This is a genomic window from Adonisia turfae CCMR0081 (assembly GCF_011009555.1).
In the GTDB taxonomy this organism is placed as follows: Bacteria; Cyanobacteriota; Cyanobacteriia; order Phormidesmidales; family Phormidesmidaceae; genus Leptothoe; species Leptothoe turfae.
In genome coordinates, this window is sequence record NZ_QXHD01000004.1 from 2,834,391 (window position 1) to 2,848,890 (window position 14,500).

Below are 14,500 nucleotides of genomic sequence, written 5' to 3' on the forward strand. Positions count from 1 at the left end.
TGTTTGAAGCCCAGGCTTACAGTTTTGCCCTCCGCCAGCAAGATAATCCCAGGGCAGCAATCGAGGTGCTTACGCCGTTTCTCGATGCCAATGGCGATTCCATTCAACAGGCTCAAATTAAGGCAGAGCTTGCCACTTCCTATGCTGCAAATCGTGAATATGAGCGTGGGTTAGCATTACTAGATACCATTCAAGGCCAGCCGCTAGTGGTGGCTCGTGCCCTCAGAGGGATGACGTTCTACACAGATGCCCCTGTCGTGCAACGTCGTGCGATCTCAGCCTATCAAGGGGTCTTAACCAGCTCCAGCCTGACGGTGGGGGCCGCTCGTGAAGTGGCGGCTGCCCTGGGCGCTTATCCCAGTAGCCAGCCCACCACATTAGCGACCTATCGCCAGCTGTCGGCTCAATACCCCGATGACGTCAGCCTCTATGTACAGACCAGCATTTGGGAGCGACAGCTGGCTCAAATTTCGGCCTACGAGCTGCGACAGCGTCTGTTGTCGATCAACTTACCGCAAAATCCCACCCAGCTTCAGTACATTGCCACCAGCCTGGCCAGACTTGATCCCCCCGATGCAGAGCTAATCACGTTTTATCAGGATGTGCTTGCAGTGACGTCTGCTGAGCCATTTCTCCACTATCGTCTCGGCCAAATTTATCTTCAGAAAAATCAGTTGGACCTGGCCCAGGAGCAGCTGCGTCTTTATGCCGGAGATGATCCGGCTGTTTTTCTATTCCAGGCGGAACAAGCTCGTCGTCAAGATGATATCGACACGAGTATTGCACTATATCAGCAGCTGATTAATGACCCTACCAGTAGCAATGAGGTAGTGACCGGTGCTCTGCAAGGTCTGGCGGGTATCTATCAAGGTCAAGGTCAGTACGTTGAGGCCTTGGCTCTTTATGAAGAAATCATTGCCCTCAATCCCGGTAACGATGCCAAAATCCTGGGTCAAACCAGCCTGGCCTATCAGGGTAAATTTATTTCAGTCGAAACGGCGGAATCAGTTCTAGAGCAGTGGCTTGCCAATCACTCTACCAATGAAAACCCGCCTGAACTATATAGTCTGGTGGGTGCACTACCCGCGGATCCAGCCCGCAGCGAGCTGTATGAAGCGCTGCTGATAGCTAACCCTAATTCCATTGCGGTGCGTCAGCGTCAGATCCAGGTGCTGGCGATGACCGACCCCGATGCGGCTAATGAGGCTGCGGCGCAGCTCGTGGCTGATAACCCAGATGCTCCTGAAGTTTATCTGCTACAGGGACAGATTGCCCAAGACACCGATGATTTATCGACGGCGGCTAATGCGTATAACACTTTGCTAGAGCGAAACCCTGAGCAGTTTGATGCAATGGTCGGTTTGGCTGGGGTTCGTTTCCGGCAATTGCGCTATCAAGAGGCGCGCCGTCTATATGACCAGGCCATTGAACTGGCCCCGGACGATATTAATTTACGCCAGACCTCCATTAGCTTAACGGTGGCTCAAGATCGTCCTTTACGAGCATTGGAAGAAATCAATGCGCTGCAAAGTCGAGTCCCTAACAATCTTGGTCTGGAGCGCCAGGAAATTTTAATTAAAGAGGGATTACTACTTCATCGCGGTTTTCAACCTGTTTGGGAGCGTTATTAACCGTTTCTACATTTAGAGCCGTAATTTTTGGGTAAGACGTGAATCCAATCGCTCAATTTTGATGAGTTTCAGAGTGGTGTGGCAGGATAAGGACGTTTGCCGACAGCTTGGCACACTGGCTGTATATCGGTTTATATCAGTTTCCAGTCGATTTTCTATGGTGCAGGATGGACATCCTACACCGGATCAGCAAGCGATCACACCGTAAGTGATCACATTGTGCATCACACCGTAGTCAAAACTGAGCACTGATATACGTGGCAGCTAATTGAAGTGGCAACTAATGGGATATGTCGCGGTTTTAATTTGTTAGGACATGACTACAACGCTAGACCATATAAAAAGGATGGGACAAACATGTTGTCGAGAGCGGTTTTTAAATGGATGCAGCGTTGGGGCTGTCTAGTCCTTTTGGGTCTTGTGCTTAATGTATGGATTACTGGTTGCTTGGTATCTGTGCGATCGCAGGCTATTTATAACCTACCAACACAGCTACCGGCTTCTATCACAATAGCTACGTCGGATGGTGCAGCTCAACAGTCTTTTTTTGAAACCACATGGCAGCGTTATCGCGATCGTTTTATTCAGGCTGATGGTCGGGTGATTGATTGGGAAAACGACGATCAGCGCACCACGTCTGAAGGTCAAGCCTATGCGATGTTGCGTGCATTGCTGATCGATGATCCTGAGACCTTTGATCGAGTACTGCAATGGGGCGAAGAAAATCTAGCGCGTCTGGATGAAGACGGTGAACTGCTCGACCATCTTTGGGCCTGGAAGTGGGGGCCTGATGCCGCACCGGGTGAAGCTCAGACATGGGGCATCCTTGACGAAAACTTTGCCACTGATGCCGATATCGATGCAGCGACAGCCCTGATTATGGCTGCCCGTCGTTGGAAAAAGCCAGCCTATTTGACCCTAGCAAAGATCAAACTCAAGGATATTTGGGACTTTTCGACAGCTGATATCGCCTTAAAAGATGATCTGTCTGGACATTATCTTTTGCCTGGCCCCATGGAGGCCTTTCATCCCTCCCCTGAAACCTGGTACCTAAACCCATCCTATGCAGCACCCTATGCTTTCCGGCTTTTTGCCCAAGTCGATCGACGGCGCGATTGGATGGAACTTGTCCATACCAGTTACAGAATGCTGGAAGAGAGTGCAAAAATCTCAGAACTAGGACTGCCCAGCGATTGGTTTTTGCTGCACAGTGAAGCCCCTCACTATCGAAAATTACCAGCCTCAGCCCCGCTTAGAAGTATTTATGGCTTTGATGCCTATCGAGTGTGGTGGCGAGTAGCCCTTGATTTGACTTGGTTTGAGGCTCCTCCAGCGGGCCACTACCTGAGCGAGCATCTCACACCCTTACTGGAACTTTGGCAACAATCTCAAAAGCTACCAGCCCAGATCGATCTGGCGGGTGAAGCGATGGTTGATTATGGGGCCACATCTCAATACGCCATGGTTTATCAGGCTGCTCGTCATTTAGATCCCAAGGCAGCCGAGGCGATTCGAGAAAATAAGTTGGCACTGGCAGACCCCAATGATTTTTGGGATGGAGATTCTGCCTACTACACGCAAAACCTTGCTTGGTTGGGGCTCTATCCTCCGGAATGGGTACCAGAATCCTGGTTCAGATCAGTTCGCTAGGCGTTTGTTAGGTCGGTTTCAATAACTCAACCGTGTCCTTGGGATCTACAGGCATAAGCTGTACATTGACCAACTCTTCGCGGGCAGTGGGTAGAGATTTGCCAATAAAGTCCGGATGAATAGGAACCTGCCGATGGCCCCGATCTATTAGCACAGCCAGACGAATCATATTGGGTCTGCCATAGTCCAGTACGGCATTGAGGGCGGCTCGAATGGTGCGCCCGCTAAAAATGACGTCATCCACTAACACAACTTTCTTCCCTGTCAGATCACAGGGCATCTCACTTTTTGCAGGTGTACGAGTGCTGATTTTATCGAGATCGTCTCGGTAAAATGTAATGTCGAGTTCTCCCACAGGAACTTTAATGCCTTCAAGCCGTTCCATTTGCTGGGCAATGGTATGGGCCAGGGGAATGCCACGGGTGTAAATGCCGACTAAGACTAAGTCATCCAGAGCATGGGTGCGTTCAATGATTTCAGAAGCCAAACGGTTTAGAGTACGGCGAATCGCCTCTGCGGATAGAATTTCAACAACCTGATCGGCCATAATTAAGGCGAGAAGTGAAAGCAATTTATGCCGTTGCTGATCAAGAGATACTTCTATCTATGTTGCCAGCGTACAATTGGCAATTCATAGATTAAGGGATCTCAAGGTACATTAACGCTTAGTTTAATAACCATAACGAAGACTTTCGACTTAGCAAGCCTTAAACCATAAAGTTTGTATCTTCACCTTGGGCCGCTTGCCAACTACGCGCATCGTAATAGAGTTCTTCTAGGGAAATTTTATAAAGCGTTTCTCTTAGTTTTTCCTGCAATTTTCGCCATAGGGTAAGTGTGACCCAGTCCTCAGCTTTTTCAGGAGATGCTAGCTCCAAAGGCGTAATTGGTTCGCCGACGGCATCTAAAATTTGGCCTAGATATATATGACTGGGCGCTTTTGCTAAACGATAGCCACCACGCGAGCCTCGAACTGATTCAACTAAGCCCGCTTGACGCAGTTGAATTAGCAGTTTTTCTAAGTAGGGAGCTGGTAGATTTTGTCGCTGAGCAATGAGTTTAACGGACGCTAAACGGGGTTGCAAACTCAGATCGAGCATTGCTTTAACACTATAGTGTCCGCGGGTTGTCAGTTTCATGGTTAAGGCGGATACTGGCTCGACTTTGAGGTTTAGAAAAAGGTGAATCTAGCCTCAGGTCAACAGGATAGATTAGGGAGAATTAGGGAAAAGTTAACATAAGAAGTTTCCATAATGATTAGACCCTGGACAAATTACTAGGTAAATCAACTCTTAATACAATTATCAAGAAATAAATGCAAACAGCGTGCACAAACGTATTTTAATCATGTATGATTCTGCTCGTTATCTACTGCGCAGTGAGTAGGTAATGTTTAAAAATAGTAATGGGCTGGGTGCTTCAGGGAGTTTAAAGCAATTTAATTGAAGCATTACTCGTGGACTCCTTCCCAAATATCTATGATTAGCTTTTGATATTGCGGACCAATGGAATGAATCCTGTATGAGGTGATAATTAGTTGATCATGTCTCCATTCAGAACGATGGTTTTTCTCGGGGAAAATATGAAGTTTACTCAGACATGGTTTAACAGTCACAGCAAGCAGAATCATTTCTTTAAGCAGTAAAAGCAAACTTCCAAACGTGTTCGTGTTAGAGATGTGGGTGAATGGCTAAACCGTCAAATTCAAATCCATTAACTGGTAAGACATTACTTAAAAAAGTAAAGGACTTAGAACATCTCTCTAGAGAGGAAAAGGCTAAAGCCTGTGGCTATTACACGGTGACAAAGAATGATGTTGTCCGTGTGAACATGATGAAATTTATGAATGCGCTGATTGATGCCGAAGGTATTCAATTGGATAGTATTCAAACAGGTAATGGGCGAGGCGGGCGTAGTGCAAGCTATCGAATTACTGTGCAATCTAACGGTAATTTGTTGATTGGAGCTGCCTATACCAAGCAAATGGGGCTAAAACCCGGAGATGAGTTTGAGATTTCTTTAGGTCGTAAGCATATTCGCTTAAAGCAGCTTAATGTCGATAGTGATGACGATGCTGACGAATAATCGTTTGTAATTGCGTCATCGTTAGTTGGCTCAATTCTTAGCTTTAATTCAGAAAAATTATGGGGTTGCCAGTAGTTTTAGATGTTGCCCTAGGGCTGGTGTTCGTTTATATGGCCTTGGGTTTGATTGCCAGTGAGGTGCAGGAAATTGTTAGCACTATGCTGCAATGGCGGGCTGAACATCTTAAGTATTCGATTGAGCAGCTGTTGGCAGGGGGACAATCTGCCGATCATCGTGCTGCTCGTAGGTTAGCCGACCAGATTTACAGTAGTCCCATGGTGCGTGACTTGAATTATGAAGCCCAGGGAATCATTGCTCGCTCGGCTCGGCAGATGCTCCATGTGATAGGTAGTGTGTATCGATTGGTGAGCCGTACCCGTAATGTATTTGGCAGGCAAACGTCCGGCCCTTCGTATATTCCGTCAGAAGCATTTGCAACCACACTGATGGAAACCTTGCAGTTGGAAGGGGTGCAAAAAACAGTAGTCGAAGCTCGCCTCAAGCGATTGTTGCAGGAGCGCATCATGCTTCCTTTAGGAGATACGCTGCATACGCTACGAGCAGCCGTTGGTGATGGTGCGCTGCTTGATGTCGAGCTGCGAAATTTGGAAGCGTCCTTAGAGAAAATATTCATAGACTATCGGACGGGGCGCACTGGTTTAGCCCAAATTGCCGATCGGGTCATGGCCGAGCTAGATCATTTTGCCGATCAGGGAGCTCAAGTTTTGCCTGAGAGCTATGGGGCAACCCAGGCGTTTACTCGGCGGCTAGGATACTTGCGATCGCAAATTGCCGGCGGCATGGATATGGCCGAAGGTTTAGTCCATCAGCTACAGCCAAATTTGAAAGAATTGCTGGCGTTATTAACGAGTTCAGGTGAGCAAGCCGACTCCCGTTCTGAACTGGCCTATATCCGTCAAACCCTTGATGGCAGAATACCTGTACGTCTTCAAGAGAGTCTCAATATATTGGCTGAGCGAGTGAGTCGTCGCACCGGTACCGCAGAGGATCAGTTTAAACTTTTCCAGCAGGAATTAGAACATTGGTACGACCGAGGTATGGATCGGGCCGCAGGGGTATATCGCCGTAACTCAAAAATAGTTGCCATTTTAATTGGTGTGGCGATTGCAGCTGCCGTTAATGCAGATACGTTTTACATTGTCAATCGTTTGACGGTCGATCAAGCTGTACGTAATAGCGTAATTCAAACCGTTAACCAGGCATCCCTAGACACTCTCGTTTCCCCCTCTGACGATGCTAGAGCCCTAAGCGATGACCTACAGTCCTTAGGGACTGCTGTACAAACCACACTTTCGGACTATTCGCTGCCCATTGGCCGCTCTCCTAAACTGTTGGCGACTCAAGCGGTGCTAGAAGCTGATTGGCCCCTACCAATACCGCGCCATTGGTTTGGATGGATTGTGACAGGCTTGGCTGTTTCTATGGGATCTAACTTTTGGTTTGATGCTCTACGGCGGATAACGTCAGTCCGTTCAGCGGGGGCTAGACCTGCTAGTTCAACGGCTACTTCGGAGCGTCCATAATCGGTAGCCACACAATAAAAACTGTACCCTTATCAGCAGGTGATAGTTTTTGATGTAAGGGTACAGGTATCCATGGCGGTACTGCTGTTTGAGTCCAAATGGGGCTGATCAAGTCTATGGTCCCTCCCATTTGGATAACCAAATCTTTTGCGATCGCTAAGCCCAGGCCCGTACCACCAATGGCCCCCTGGGACTGAATCCCTCGGTAATGTCGTTCAAATAAATGAACTTGATCCTCTGCTGGAATCCCGGGACCATTATCGCCAATGACAATGCCTACGTAATTTTCTTTGGTTAATCCTCCCAGAAGCCAAACCCATGCTTGATGAGGTGCATACTTGAATGCATTGTCCAGTAAATTCGCAATCACTTCCTGTAATGCTTGGGCATCAACGCCTACGAGTGTTTGCGGGAAACCGTCCAAGGGAGAATGCCAAAACTGTCGATTTCTTTCACTAGCAGCAGCTACCGTCACCATGATCAAGGGGTGAATCACATCTTCCAAACGTTGGGGGGTAATTTCTAAAGAGCGACCTAATGCAGGCAGCAGTGGCTTTTGACTAGTGTCAATGTTATCTGGTGGCAGCAGGGGAGGTGTGACTTCTTGGGCAATATCAGCATCCCCAATGTCAACTGCAGCGTCAAAATCAGTAACCAGTTCCTTCAGTCGTTGACTTTCACGTACAATACCGTCTGCCAATCTATAGTTGGGGTCATCTTGGGTTAATCGCCGCAGCATTAGCTTCCCAAACGTACCAATAGCGGTTAAAGGATTACGAAACTGATGTAGCAGGTTATGAAAAACGTCAGATTGTTCTCCTTGTAACGCCTGTTTGGTTTTGAGACGTTGACGTAACCATTGATTTTGCCGATCTAAAAAGCAACCGGCCGCTAAGCTCGTCGAGACCGTTTGTAAATACTGCTGTTCACTCGCTTGCCAGGCGCGGTCCGAACGCATGGTAACTAGGACGCCCATAACGATTTCCTGATGCATTAATGGCATAACCAGGCGTTCACCCCCCAAGTCTGGACCTGATGGTTCAATTCCAGTTAATTCTCCAGGTGAAGCACTATCTAGGTCTGATGGCGGTAGAGCATCGCGCTTAGTTCTAGGATCAAGCAAATCTTTGAAGTCGCCAGACTCTGGTAATTGAGCTATGGGAACCAGTATGGGTTCAGATTCTTGATCCATACCTAAGGTGAGATAGATGACAGACGATACCTCGCCGAATGTCCGGCGCAATAATTCGAGGTGAGCCTGACATAAATCTACTAATTCGGCACTGGCTGGCATGGTCTGGCCTTACGTTGATCAATGGAACGATCCCTTGGGTATTTCACAAATCCGGATAAAATTATCTAAAGTTTAATTTTTATCAAGATAACCAGAAAAATTATGGGGTCTATATTGTCCCCGATTTTTTAGATGATTGTCACCAGCACACTTTCAGCCAGTACGCCACATTTTTAAAAGAAGTTGAAAATCTAAGGCACAACCGATATACTTTGCTGGGTTAAGTGTTTTTGTAACTATCAATACACGAAGCCGCTATTCAATAAATGCATGGGAGGTCAATTAACTTGGCACGGAGACGTAAACGCAAAAGCCGTCGCCGCCTCGAAGGGCGTCGTATTTTAGAGTCCGTTCCTCAATACAGCATAGAGAGTGGAGAAGCAAAGCCTGTGACTGCGGCTCGTAACTTCATTCATTCTGAAGGAATTCAACCACCTGCTGTACTACTGGTCAAGCGTAATGAGCATACCACTGACCGGTACTTTTGGGCAGAGAAGGGGCTGTTTGGTGCTCAGTATGTTGAAGAGAACCACTTTTTGTTTCCTAGTCTTCGCGCCTTAATTGGTGAAGAGGAAGAAGCAGTTCTGGGCTAAAAAGTAAAGGTTAAGTGCTTTGGTCAGCACTTAACCTGTTCAAACAAAACCTATAAAAGATTACCAGGGAGGTGTACCATTTGTGCCTCCCTTTTTGGCGAGTATTTTGATGCCACAAGCAGGCTGTTGTCCGACGTTTTACAAGAGTTGAAAGGGAGCATGGGCTTTAAGCTGAATAATTTCATCCCGATGACCCCTTACAGCTAGAGCACTCCCCTTATCTGTGCTGCTAATACGGAAAGCAACTTGTTCTTCACGTTTAGCCTGTTTCCAATAGGCAATGGCAACAACAGGGGATAACAAGACTAAGACAAAGAAAACTGGCCCATAGTTACTAAATAGAGTCGCCAATACCAAAGAAAAGCACATTAACGCTACAGCTGCTAAAAATGCCAAAAAAATAGCCAAAAAGATGCTAGGTCTCACTAAGCCAACTAACTTAACCCAAGTATCTTCATCAGATGCTGATACTTCGGGCATTAGGTGGTAGGCACGCTCCTCAAAATAGTCAAGTAGCTTTTGGTGTAATGTCTCTGGAGACTGATCGGTCAAAAATTCAGCGATCTCGGTACGATCCTTAGTAGCTGCTTTGATAAAAAAGAACAACCCTACTCCTAAAAGCATAGTTAGGAAAAAGGTTGACTGACTGACTGCACTTTCCACAACAGCTATCCCTGCAAAAACAACAACTACTGGAATCACATTGACTATACCCCAGTAGCTGTTGCTTATGCGGTTGACTGATTGCTAGATAGCTATCGAATCTAAGACGCATCCTTGAGACGATACCTTAAGAGCTCATTGCTCGACGCCTAGGTGTAGTATTACGCTGACCTAAAATATAACGCTGCCAAAGCTCTGCGAGCTCTCGTGCTTTAGTCTGCCAGTCAGGGCGTAGGCGGTACATTCTACGGGGACGGCCACGACCCTCAACCTTCTTCCAATAGCCCATAATCGCACCCTGATTCTCTAGGAATTTCAGAGCACTATAGAGCACTGTATCTGACAAACGATAGTCAGGGTACTCATTTTCAATCGCGTGAATCAGTTCAGTACCGTAAGAATCACGACGTATGAGTACCGAAAGGACGTAACAAACAGCTAATTCCTTATTGAGGTAGAGAGGCGGCGGATCTTCAAAAAATTGATAAATGTCCTCAAATTTCATGGTTTATTGCTCCGGCTGCAATAGGGATGGGTTTAAGACAGCTTGGCTATTGATGATTTGTTAATGGAGCATTGAAAAAGTGTTAGGTCCAACCTAACGGCTTTATAAATTAATGTTCCAAAGGCCCTTGAGTAGTTCAAGCTCAAGGGCTGGTGATGGTCACCAAACTTGGTAATGGTCACCACTATTTGGTGATAGTCACCATTACTTGGTGGAGATCACCAAATGAGAGGGCTTCTCAAAAGCTGACTGAGCTATTCAAGCTAAATGGTGACTATGACCTATGTTGCGTGTATACCCTTGTCATGGCAATAAGGAGCAAAAGCTACAGCCTCAACCTTAGATATTTCGCCAACCTAGATATTTCGTCAAAAGATTTTATTAAAAAATCTAAGCTTTATTTTAGACGCTAAAAAATGCTTAGTGGGATCGCTGCCTTATATAGTTACTATCCGCAAACAAAATATAAACTAGCTTGAGATTTTGATAATAAAAAATGCCTGATAGTCCTTTCTCCGTTCGCTGTTACTGATTTAGAGGATGAATCGATCCGTAAAATTTTCACCAGCCTAAATTTGGCAAACTGTACTAATAGTCAGAAATGCCATTTGATATTTTTCTAGTTCAAGGGCCTTGAGTTATGGTTCTTGTTCGTCCCTTGGTGAGGGTGATGAAGAGAGTTGGGTTTGGAATAGACGTTGACCGTCACGGCTAGCAACGAGTTCTAAAGCCAAAGGGCCTGTGGTGAAAATTTGCTTGCCTGCAACGGCTTCAATTTCCAGAGGAGCGCCATAGTTTTGCACCTGGTTAAGAAAATCGATAACAGGTTCACTAAAACCGCCAGCTACGCGAGGGTTATCTACGATGATGATGCCTTCTAAACTCGCTCTGATTTGAGCACTGGTAACCAGGGTGCGTAGGGCCTCTACTAAAGAAGGTGTGCTAGGGTAAGCTGCCTCGATAGGGACACGGGCTATGATTTCCCCCTGTTCAAAAACGATACGGTTGAGCTTGGCTTGCAGAGTGATTTCTACACATGGGGGAACTTCTTGCTGTACAACGCAGGGTTCACCGACTACATAGTTTCCCGAGACGCCAACGCGAATTACATATTGCTGACCGTCGGTGATATTCCTGGCGATTCCTCGAATGATTTGGGGATTAATGCGCAAAATTTGCACTGCCTTATTAGGGGCATCGGGCCAGATCGCATTTAAGGCTAATCGGTTGGCTTCTGATAAGAGTTGTTCGATTTCTGCTGTGGCGGCTGCAATGGAGGATGGCCGAGTGATTAGCAGGGCCAGGGTTTGGTTCCGACTAATGGCAACATTGCCAGCGCGTAATTTGAGGAACTCTGATTCTAAACGCTGGATCTCGTCCTCTAGAAAAGCTTGCTCAGTCTTCAATCGCTCCAGGGCTCCTTCTCGCTGGGCAATGGCGCGATCTCGCTGTAGCAACTCTTGGTCTCGCTGAGCCAGTGAGCGGTCTCGCTGGGCAATTTGTCGCTTGACCTCGGCCTGCTGACGTTGTAGAAGTTGACGATCCCGCTGTAGTCGGCTAATTTCTCCCTGGAGCTGATCGGCCTGTTCAGAAACAATGCCAAGCTGATTTTGAGTTTGACCAAGACGTTGTCGGATGATGGTTTCTCGTTCAGTGGCCTCATCTAAAAACGTAATCACTTCGGTCAGTTCACCTTCGGCATTAATTTTTTGACGAGTGACTCGATTGAGGGCTTGTTCTACTTCAGATTTAGCGATTTGAGTTTCTTCTAAGGCATTGCGGGCCTCTGATAAATTAGCCTGGGTTTCTTCAAACTCAAAAAGGCCTTTGCGTAGTTGCTCACTGGTGATCAGTAATAGACTCAAGGTTGAAGCCGAAATTACACTGCCCGTCAAAATACTGACAAGGGTGGCTGTTTGTCGGGGGCGAAGATTGAATAACGATAGACGTGCCTTTCCCACACGCATACCAATTCGGTCGCCCAGTGTGGCAATAAGGCCACCGAGGACGAGCACGGTCGTAATCAGTATTAGACCAACGTCCATCTAACGTCTATCCAACGGAGCAGAAGCACCTGAGCAGGCTCTCGTATAGGTTACTTGATTGTTTGTCACTGTGGTGAGTAAACCGACGATAACCCTAAGCAAACTGCTGGCTGAGAGCGACGGGATCGTGGACAGTTATTTTCTTTTTGTGAATAGATATCATCGTGTCTTGACGCAAATCCCCCAGTAGCCGTGTGACGGTAACTCGTGTGGAGCCAATGGCTTCGGCGATGGCCTGATGGGAAAGTTTGAGGTCTATAGTAATGCCGCTGGTGCTGGGCACTCCAAAATCGCGACAAAGAATGAGAAGAAAGCTGACAAGTCTAGAACCCATGTCCCGATGAGCCAGTGTTTCAATCATCATCTCAGTTTGCAAAATACGAGAGGATAACCCTTGGAGCAGCATAATAGAGAGCTCAGGATGTTCCTCAAGTGCCTGTTTCACTTGCTCAATGGGCATGGACATTAGTTCGACTGGTGTAAAGGCGACGGCATGGTAAAACCGATCTGACCGATTGCCTGTTAGCAGTGAAAGAACGCCAAAAACACTATTTTCCCTAAGCAGAGCTACTGTAATTTCTTCGCCAGCTTCATAGACTCTAGAAAGCTTAACGGCACCCTTCAGTAAAAAATAAACTCGTTCAGCCGGATCGCCTGGAAAGAAAATTGTCTTACCGCGCTCGTAGGTTTCGGCTACAGGGGGGAATGAGCCTGTGGATAGCTGCCGTAATAGGTTGGCAAGAGGTTTCTCTGTAGTCACGGTAGTGGGAGTATGCGATCTCAAAGCTATAGCAAATATTTGCAAATAAGAGTAGCTGAAAGCTGTAGTGGCAAACTGAGCCTTCAGGTTTTAAACCGATCAGAAGCGGAGATGCCGAAAACAATTTAGCAGCGTTTCTAACCAATCAGTGCCTCAGTAAAAATACTCAACCAATCGGTAGAAAACCTCCAATTGGTAAGATTTCCTGACTTTAGACCAATAAAACCCAAGTTCGTCGAGGCTTTTGTATAGCAATATACTAAACTTTGTTTTCCGGTCACCTTAATGACTAGCCTCAACGTTAATTGGGCTAACTCGCTGGCAAGGGTATTCATGGGAGCCATTTTTCAGTATGCTCCTAGGGGCCGTTCCGGCGGCATAGCCTTAATTAACTAATTTCGATACAGCTCCACCCAACTATCATGTTAGACCTGACTGGAAAAAATGCCTTGGTAACTGGTATTGCCAATAATCGTTCAATTGCCTGGGGAATTGCTCAGCAGTTGAGTAAGGCTGGTGCGAATATTGGTGTCACTTATCTTCCTGATGACAAGGGGCGCATGGAAAAAAAGGTTCGGGATTTAACCGAGCCTTTGCATCCTAGTTTGTTTTTGCCCTGTAATGTCCAGGATGATGAGCAGGTCCAGGCTACGTTTGATACCGTGAAGACCGATTGGGGCAAGTTGGACATTCTGGTTCACTGTTTGGCATTCGCCAATCGTGATGATTTAGCGGGAGATTTTAGCGATATTTCCCGTCAGGGGTTTCAAACTGCTCTGGATATCAGCGCTTACTCTCTGGTGAAGCTTGCTCAGCAGGCAAAAACTTTAATGATTGAGGGCGGCAGCATCCTTACCCTGACGTATCTGGGGGGTGTGCGGGTAGTGCCTAACTACAATGTAATGGGTATTGCCAAGGCGGCTCTGGAAATGAATGTTCGTTACCTAGCGGCAGAACTCGGGTCTAACAATATTCGAGTAAATGGGATTTCAGCCGGTCCGATCCGCACCCTGGCATCGTCAGCGGTGGGCGGAATTCTAGATATGATTCACCATGTAGAGGAAGTTGCTCCCCTGCGTCGTACAGTTACTCAGTCGGAAGTAGGAAATGCCGCAGCGTTCCTATGTAGTGATTTAGCCTCCGGTGTGACTGGGCAAATCCTTTACGTTGACTCTGGCTATGAAGTCATGGGAATGTAGTGGTCTTTGCAGCCATTAGTTCTTTGTTTTAGTCCATATCCCCCATGGCAAATTGGCTTGAACATAGCGTGTACGTTGATGTGGAGGCCCCCATTGAATTAGTGTGGGCTCTCTGGTCGGATCTAGAGCAGATGCCCCAGTGGATGAAGTGGATTGATTCGGTAGAACTTTTAGACGATCAGCCCGAACTATCTCGTTGGAAGCTAGCTTCGGGCGTTTGGGAATTTACTTGGATGTCTCGTACAGTTAAAGTGGTTCCCCATCAGATTTTGCAGTGGGAATCGGTAGATGGGTTGCCCAATCGTGGTGCAATCCGGTTTTATGGCCATCATGCTGGTAATAGCACAGTTAAGATGACCCTTTCCTATTCGGTGCCAAGTGTATTGGCCCGTTTTATGGAAAATGGCTGGTTGCGACAAATTGTCGACTCTACGCTACAGGCTGACCTGGAGCGATTTCGCCAAAAAGCTGAACAGGATGCTAAGGCTGGCTGAAGGGCATTTACTAGACCCTAGTGGTGATTGTTGATTA

General features: G+C 46.9%; 15 protein-coding genes. 8 read left to right on the forward strand and 7 right to left on the reverse strand.

Annotation, left to right across the window (positions count from 1 at the left end; genetic code table 11):
• The 3 genes from DXZ20_RS16475 to DXZ20_RS16485 form a co-directional block, all read left to right on the forward strand.
• The coding region (locus DXZ20_RS16475) for a tetratricopeptide repeat protein (protein WP_250565793.1) at positions 1 to 1,631 on the forward strand (1,631 nt) is incomplete at its 5' end.
• A gap of 61 nt (positions 1,632 to 1,692) precedes the next feature.
• Positions 1,693 to 1,839 carry a hypothetical protein gene (locus DXZ20_RS16480; protein WP_163667916.1) on the forward strand — a complete coding sequence of 49 codons (147 nt, stop codon included), beginning with the start codon at positions 1,693 to 1,695 and terminating at the stop codon, positions 1,837 to 1,839.
• A 149-nt stretch (positions 1,840 to 1,988) separates the two neighbouring features.
• Positions 1,989 to 3,281 (forward strand): family 8 glycosyl hydrolase, encoded by a 1,293-nt coding sequence (locus DXZ20_RS16485; protein WP_163699317.1) that lies wholly within the window; start codon positions 1,989 to 1,991, stop codon positions 3,279 to 3,281.
• A gap of 7 nt (positions 3,282 to 3,288) precedes the next feature.
• Here DXZ20_RS16485 and pyrR read toward each other — a convergent pair whose 3' ends face one another.
• Together pyrR and DXZ20_RS16495 are read right to left on the reverse strand one after the other, a co-directional pair.
• The gene (gene pyrR, locus DXZ20_RS16490; protein ID WP_163667920.1) at positions 3,289 to 3,828 is read right to left on the reverse strand and encodes a bifunctional pyr operon transcriptional regulator/uracil phosphoribosyltransferase PyrR; all 540 of its coding nucleotides are present in this window, start codon (positions 3,826 to 3,828) and stop codon (positions 3,289 to 3,291) included.
• 160 nt (positions 3,829 to 3,988) lie between these two features.
• Positions 3,989 to 4,420 (reverse strand): Rrf2 family transcriptional regulator, encoded by a 432-nt coding sequence (locus DXZ20_RS16495; protein ID WP_006515165.1) that lies wholly within the window; start codon positions 4,418 to 4,420, stop codon positions 3,989 to 3,991.
• A gap of 547 nt (positions 4,421 to 4,967) precedes the next feature.
• Here DXZ20_RS16495 and DXZ20_RS16500 point away from each other — a divergent pair.
• Both DXZ20_RS16500 and DXZ20_RS16505 read left to right on the forward strand, forming a co-directional pair.
• Positions 4,968 to 5,366 (forward strand): AbrB family transcriptional regulator, encoded by a 399-nt coding sequence (locus DXZ20_RS16500; RefSeq protein ID WP_006515164.1) that lies wholly within the window; start codon positions 4,968 to 4,970, stop codon positions 5,364 to 5,366.
• Between the two features lie 59 nt (positions 5,367 to 5,425).
• A complete protein-coding gene (locus DXZ20_RS16505; RefSeq protein WP_163699318.1) occupies positions 5,426 to 6,910 on the forward strand; it encodes a hypothetical protein in 1,485 nt (494 codons plus the stop codon).
• Here the strand turns inward: DXZ20_RS16505 and DXZ20_RS16510 are convergent.
• Positions 6,891 to 8,204, reverse strand: a complete 1,314-nt coding sequence (locus DXZ20_RS16510) for a GAF domain-containing sensor histidine kinase (protein WP_163667923.1) — start codon at positions 8,202 to 8,204, stop codon at positions 6,891 to 6,893. The genes DXZ20_RS16505 and DXZ20_RS16510 overlap by 20 nt on opposite strands.
• Positions 8,205 to 8,491: 287 nt before the next feature.
• Here DXZ20_RS16510 and DXZ20_RS16515 point away from each other — a divergent pair, with 287 nt between their 5' ends.
• Positions 8,492 to 8,797 carry a DUF3155 domain-containing protein gene (locus DXZ20_RS16515; RefSeq protein ID WP_036018428.1) on the forward strand — a complete coding sequence of 102 codons (306 nt, stop codon included), beginning with the start codon at positions 8,492 to 8,494 and terminating at the stop codon, positions 8,795 to 8,797.
• A 138-nt stretch (positions 8,798 to 8,935) separates the two neighbouring features.
• Here the strand turns inward: DXZ20_RS16515 and DXZ20_RS16520 are convergent, their stop codons facing one another.
• The 4 genes from DXZ20_RS16520 to ntcA all read right to left on the reverse strand — a co-directional run bounded on the left by DXZ20_RS16520 (position 8,936) and on the right by ntcA (position 12,770).
• Entirely contained in the window at positions 8,936 to 9,499 is a 564-nt protein-coding gene (locus DXZ20_RS16520; protein WP_348918245.1) for a cofactor assembly of complex C subunit B, read from the reverse strand.
• 88 nt (positions 9,500 to 9,587) lie between these two features.
• On the reverse strand, positions 9,588 to 9,965 hold the full coding sequence (locus tag DXZ20_RS16525) for a PadR family transcriptional regulator (RefSeq protein WP_006515159.1): 378 nt from the start codon (positions 9,963 to 9,965) through the stop codon (positions 9,588 to 9,590).
• A gap of 638 nt (positions 9,966 to 10,603) precedes the next feature.
• The gene (locus tag DXZ20_RS16530; protein ID WP_163667928.1) at positions 10,604 to 12,010 is read right to left on the reverse strand and encodes a DUF3084 family protein; all 1,407 of its coding nucleotides are present in this window, start codon (positions 12,008 to 12,010) and stop codon (positions 10,604 to 10,606) included.
• Between the two features lie 94 nt (positions 12,011 to 12,104).
• Positions 12,105 to 12,770: a global nitrogen regulator NtcA gene (gene ntcA / locus DXZ20_RS16535; RefSeq protein ID WP_006515157.1), complete on the reverse strand. Its 666-nt coding sequence runs from the start codon at positions 12,768 to 12,770 to the stop codon at positions 12,105 to 12,107.
• Between the two features lie 422 nt (positions 12,771 to 13,192).
• Here ntcA and fabI point away from each other — a divergent pair, with 422 nt between their 5' ends.
• Together fabI and DXZ20_RS16545 are read left to right on the forward strand one after the other, a co-directional pair.
• Entirely contained in the window at positions 13,193 to 13,969 is a 777-nt protein-coding gene (gene fabI, locus DXZ20_RS16540; protein WP_163667930.1) for an enoyl-ACP reductase FabI, read from the forward strand.
• Between the two features lie 44 nt (positions 13,970 to 14,013).
• Positions 14,014 to 14,463 carry an SRPBCC family protein gene (locus tag DXZ20_RS16545; protein WP_006515154.1) on the forward strand — a complete coding sequence of 150 codons (450 nt, stop codon included), beginning with the start codon at positions 14,014 to 14,016 and terminating at the stop codon, positions 14,461 to 14,463.
• Positions 14,464 to 14,500 lie beyond the last annotated feature (37 nt).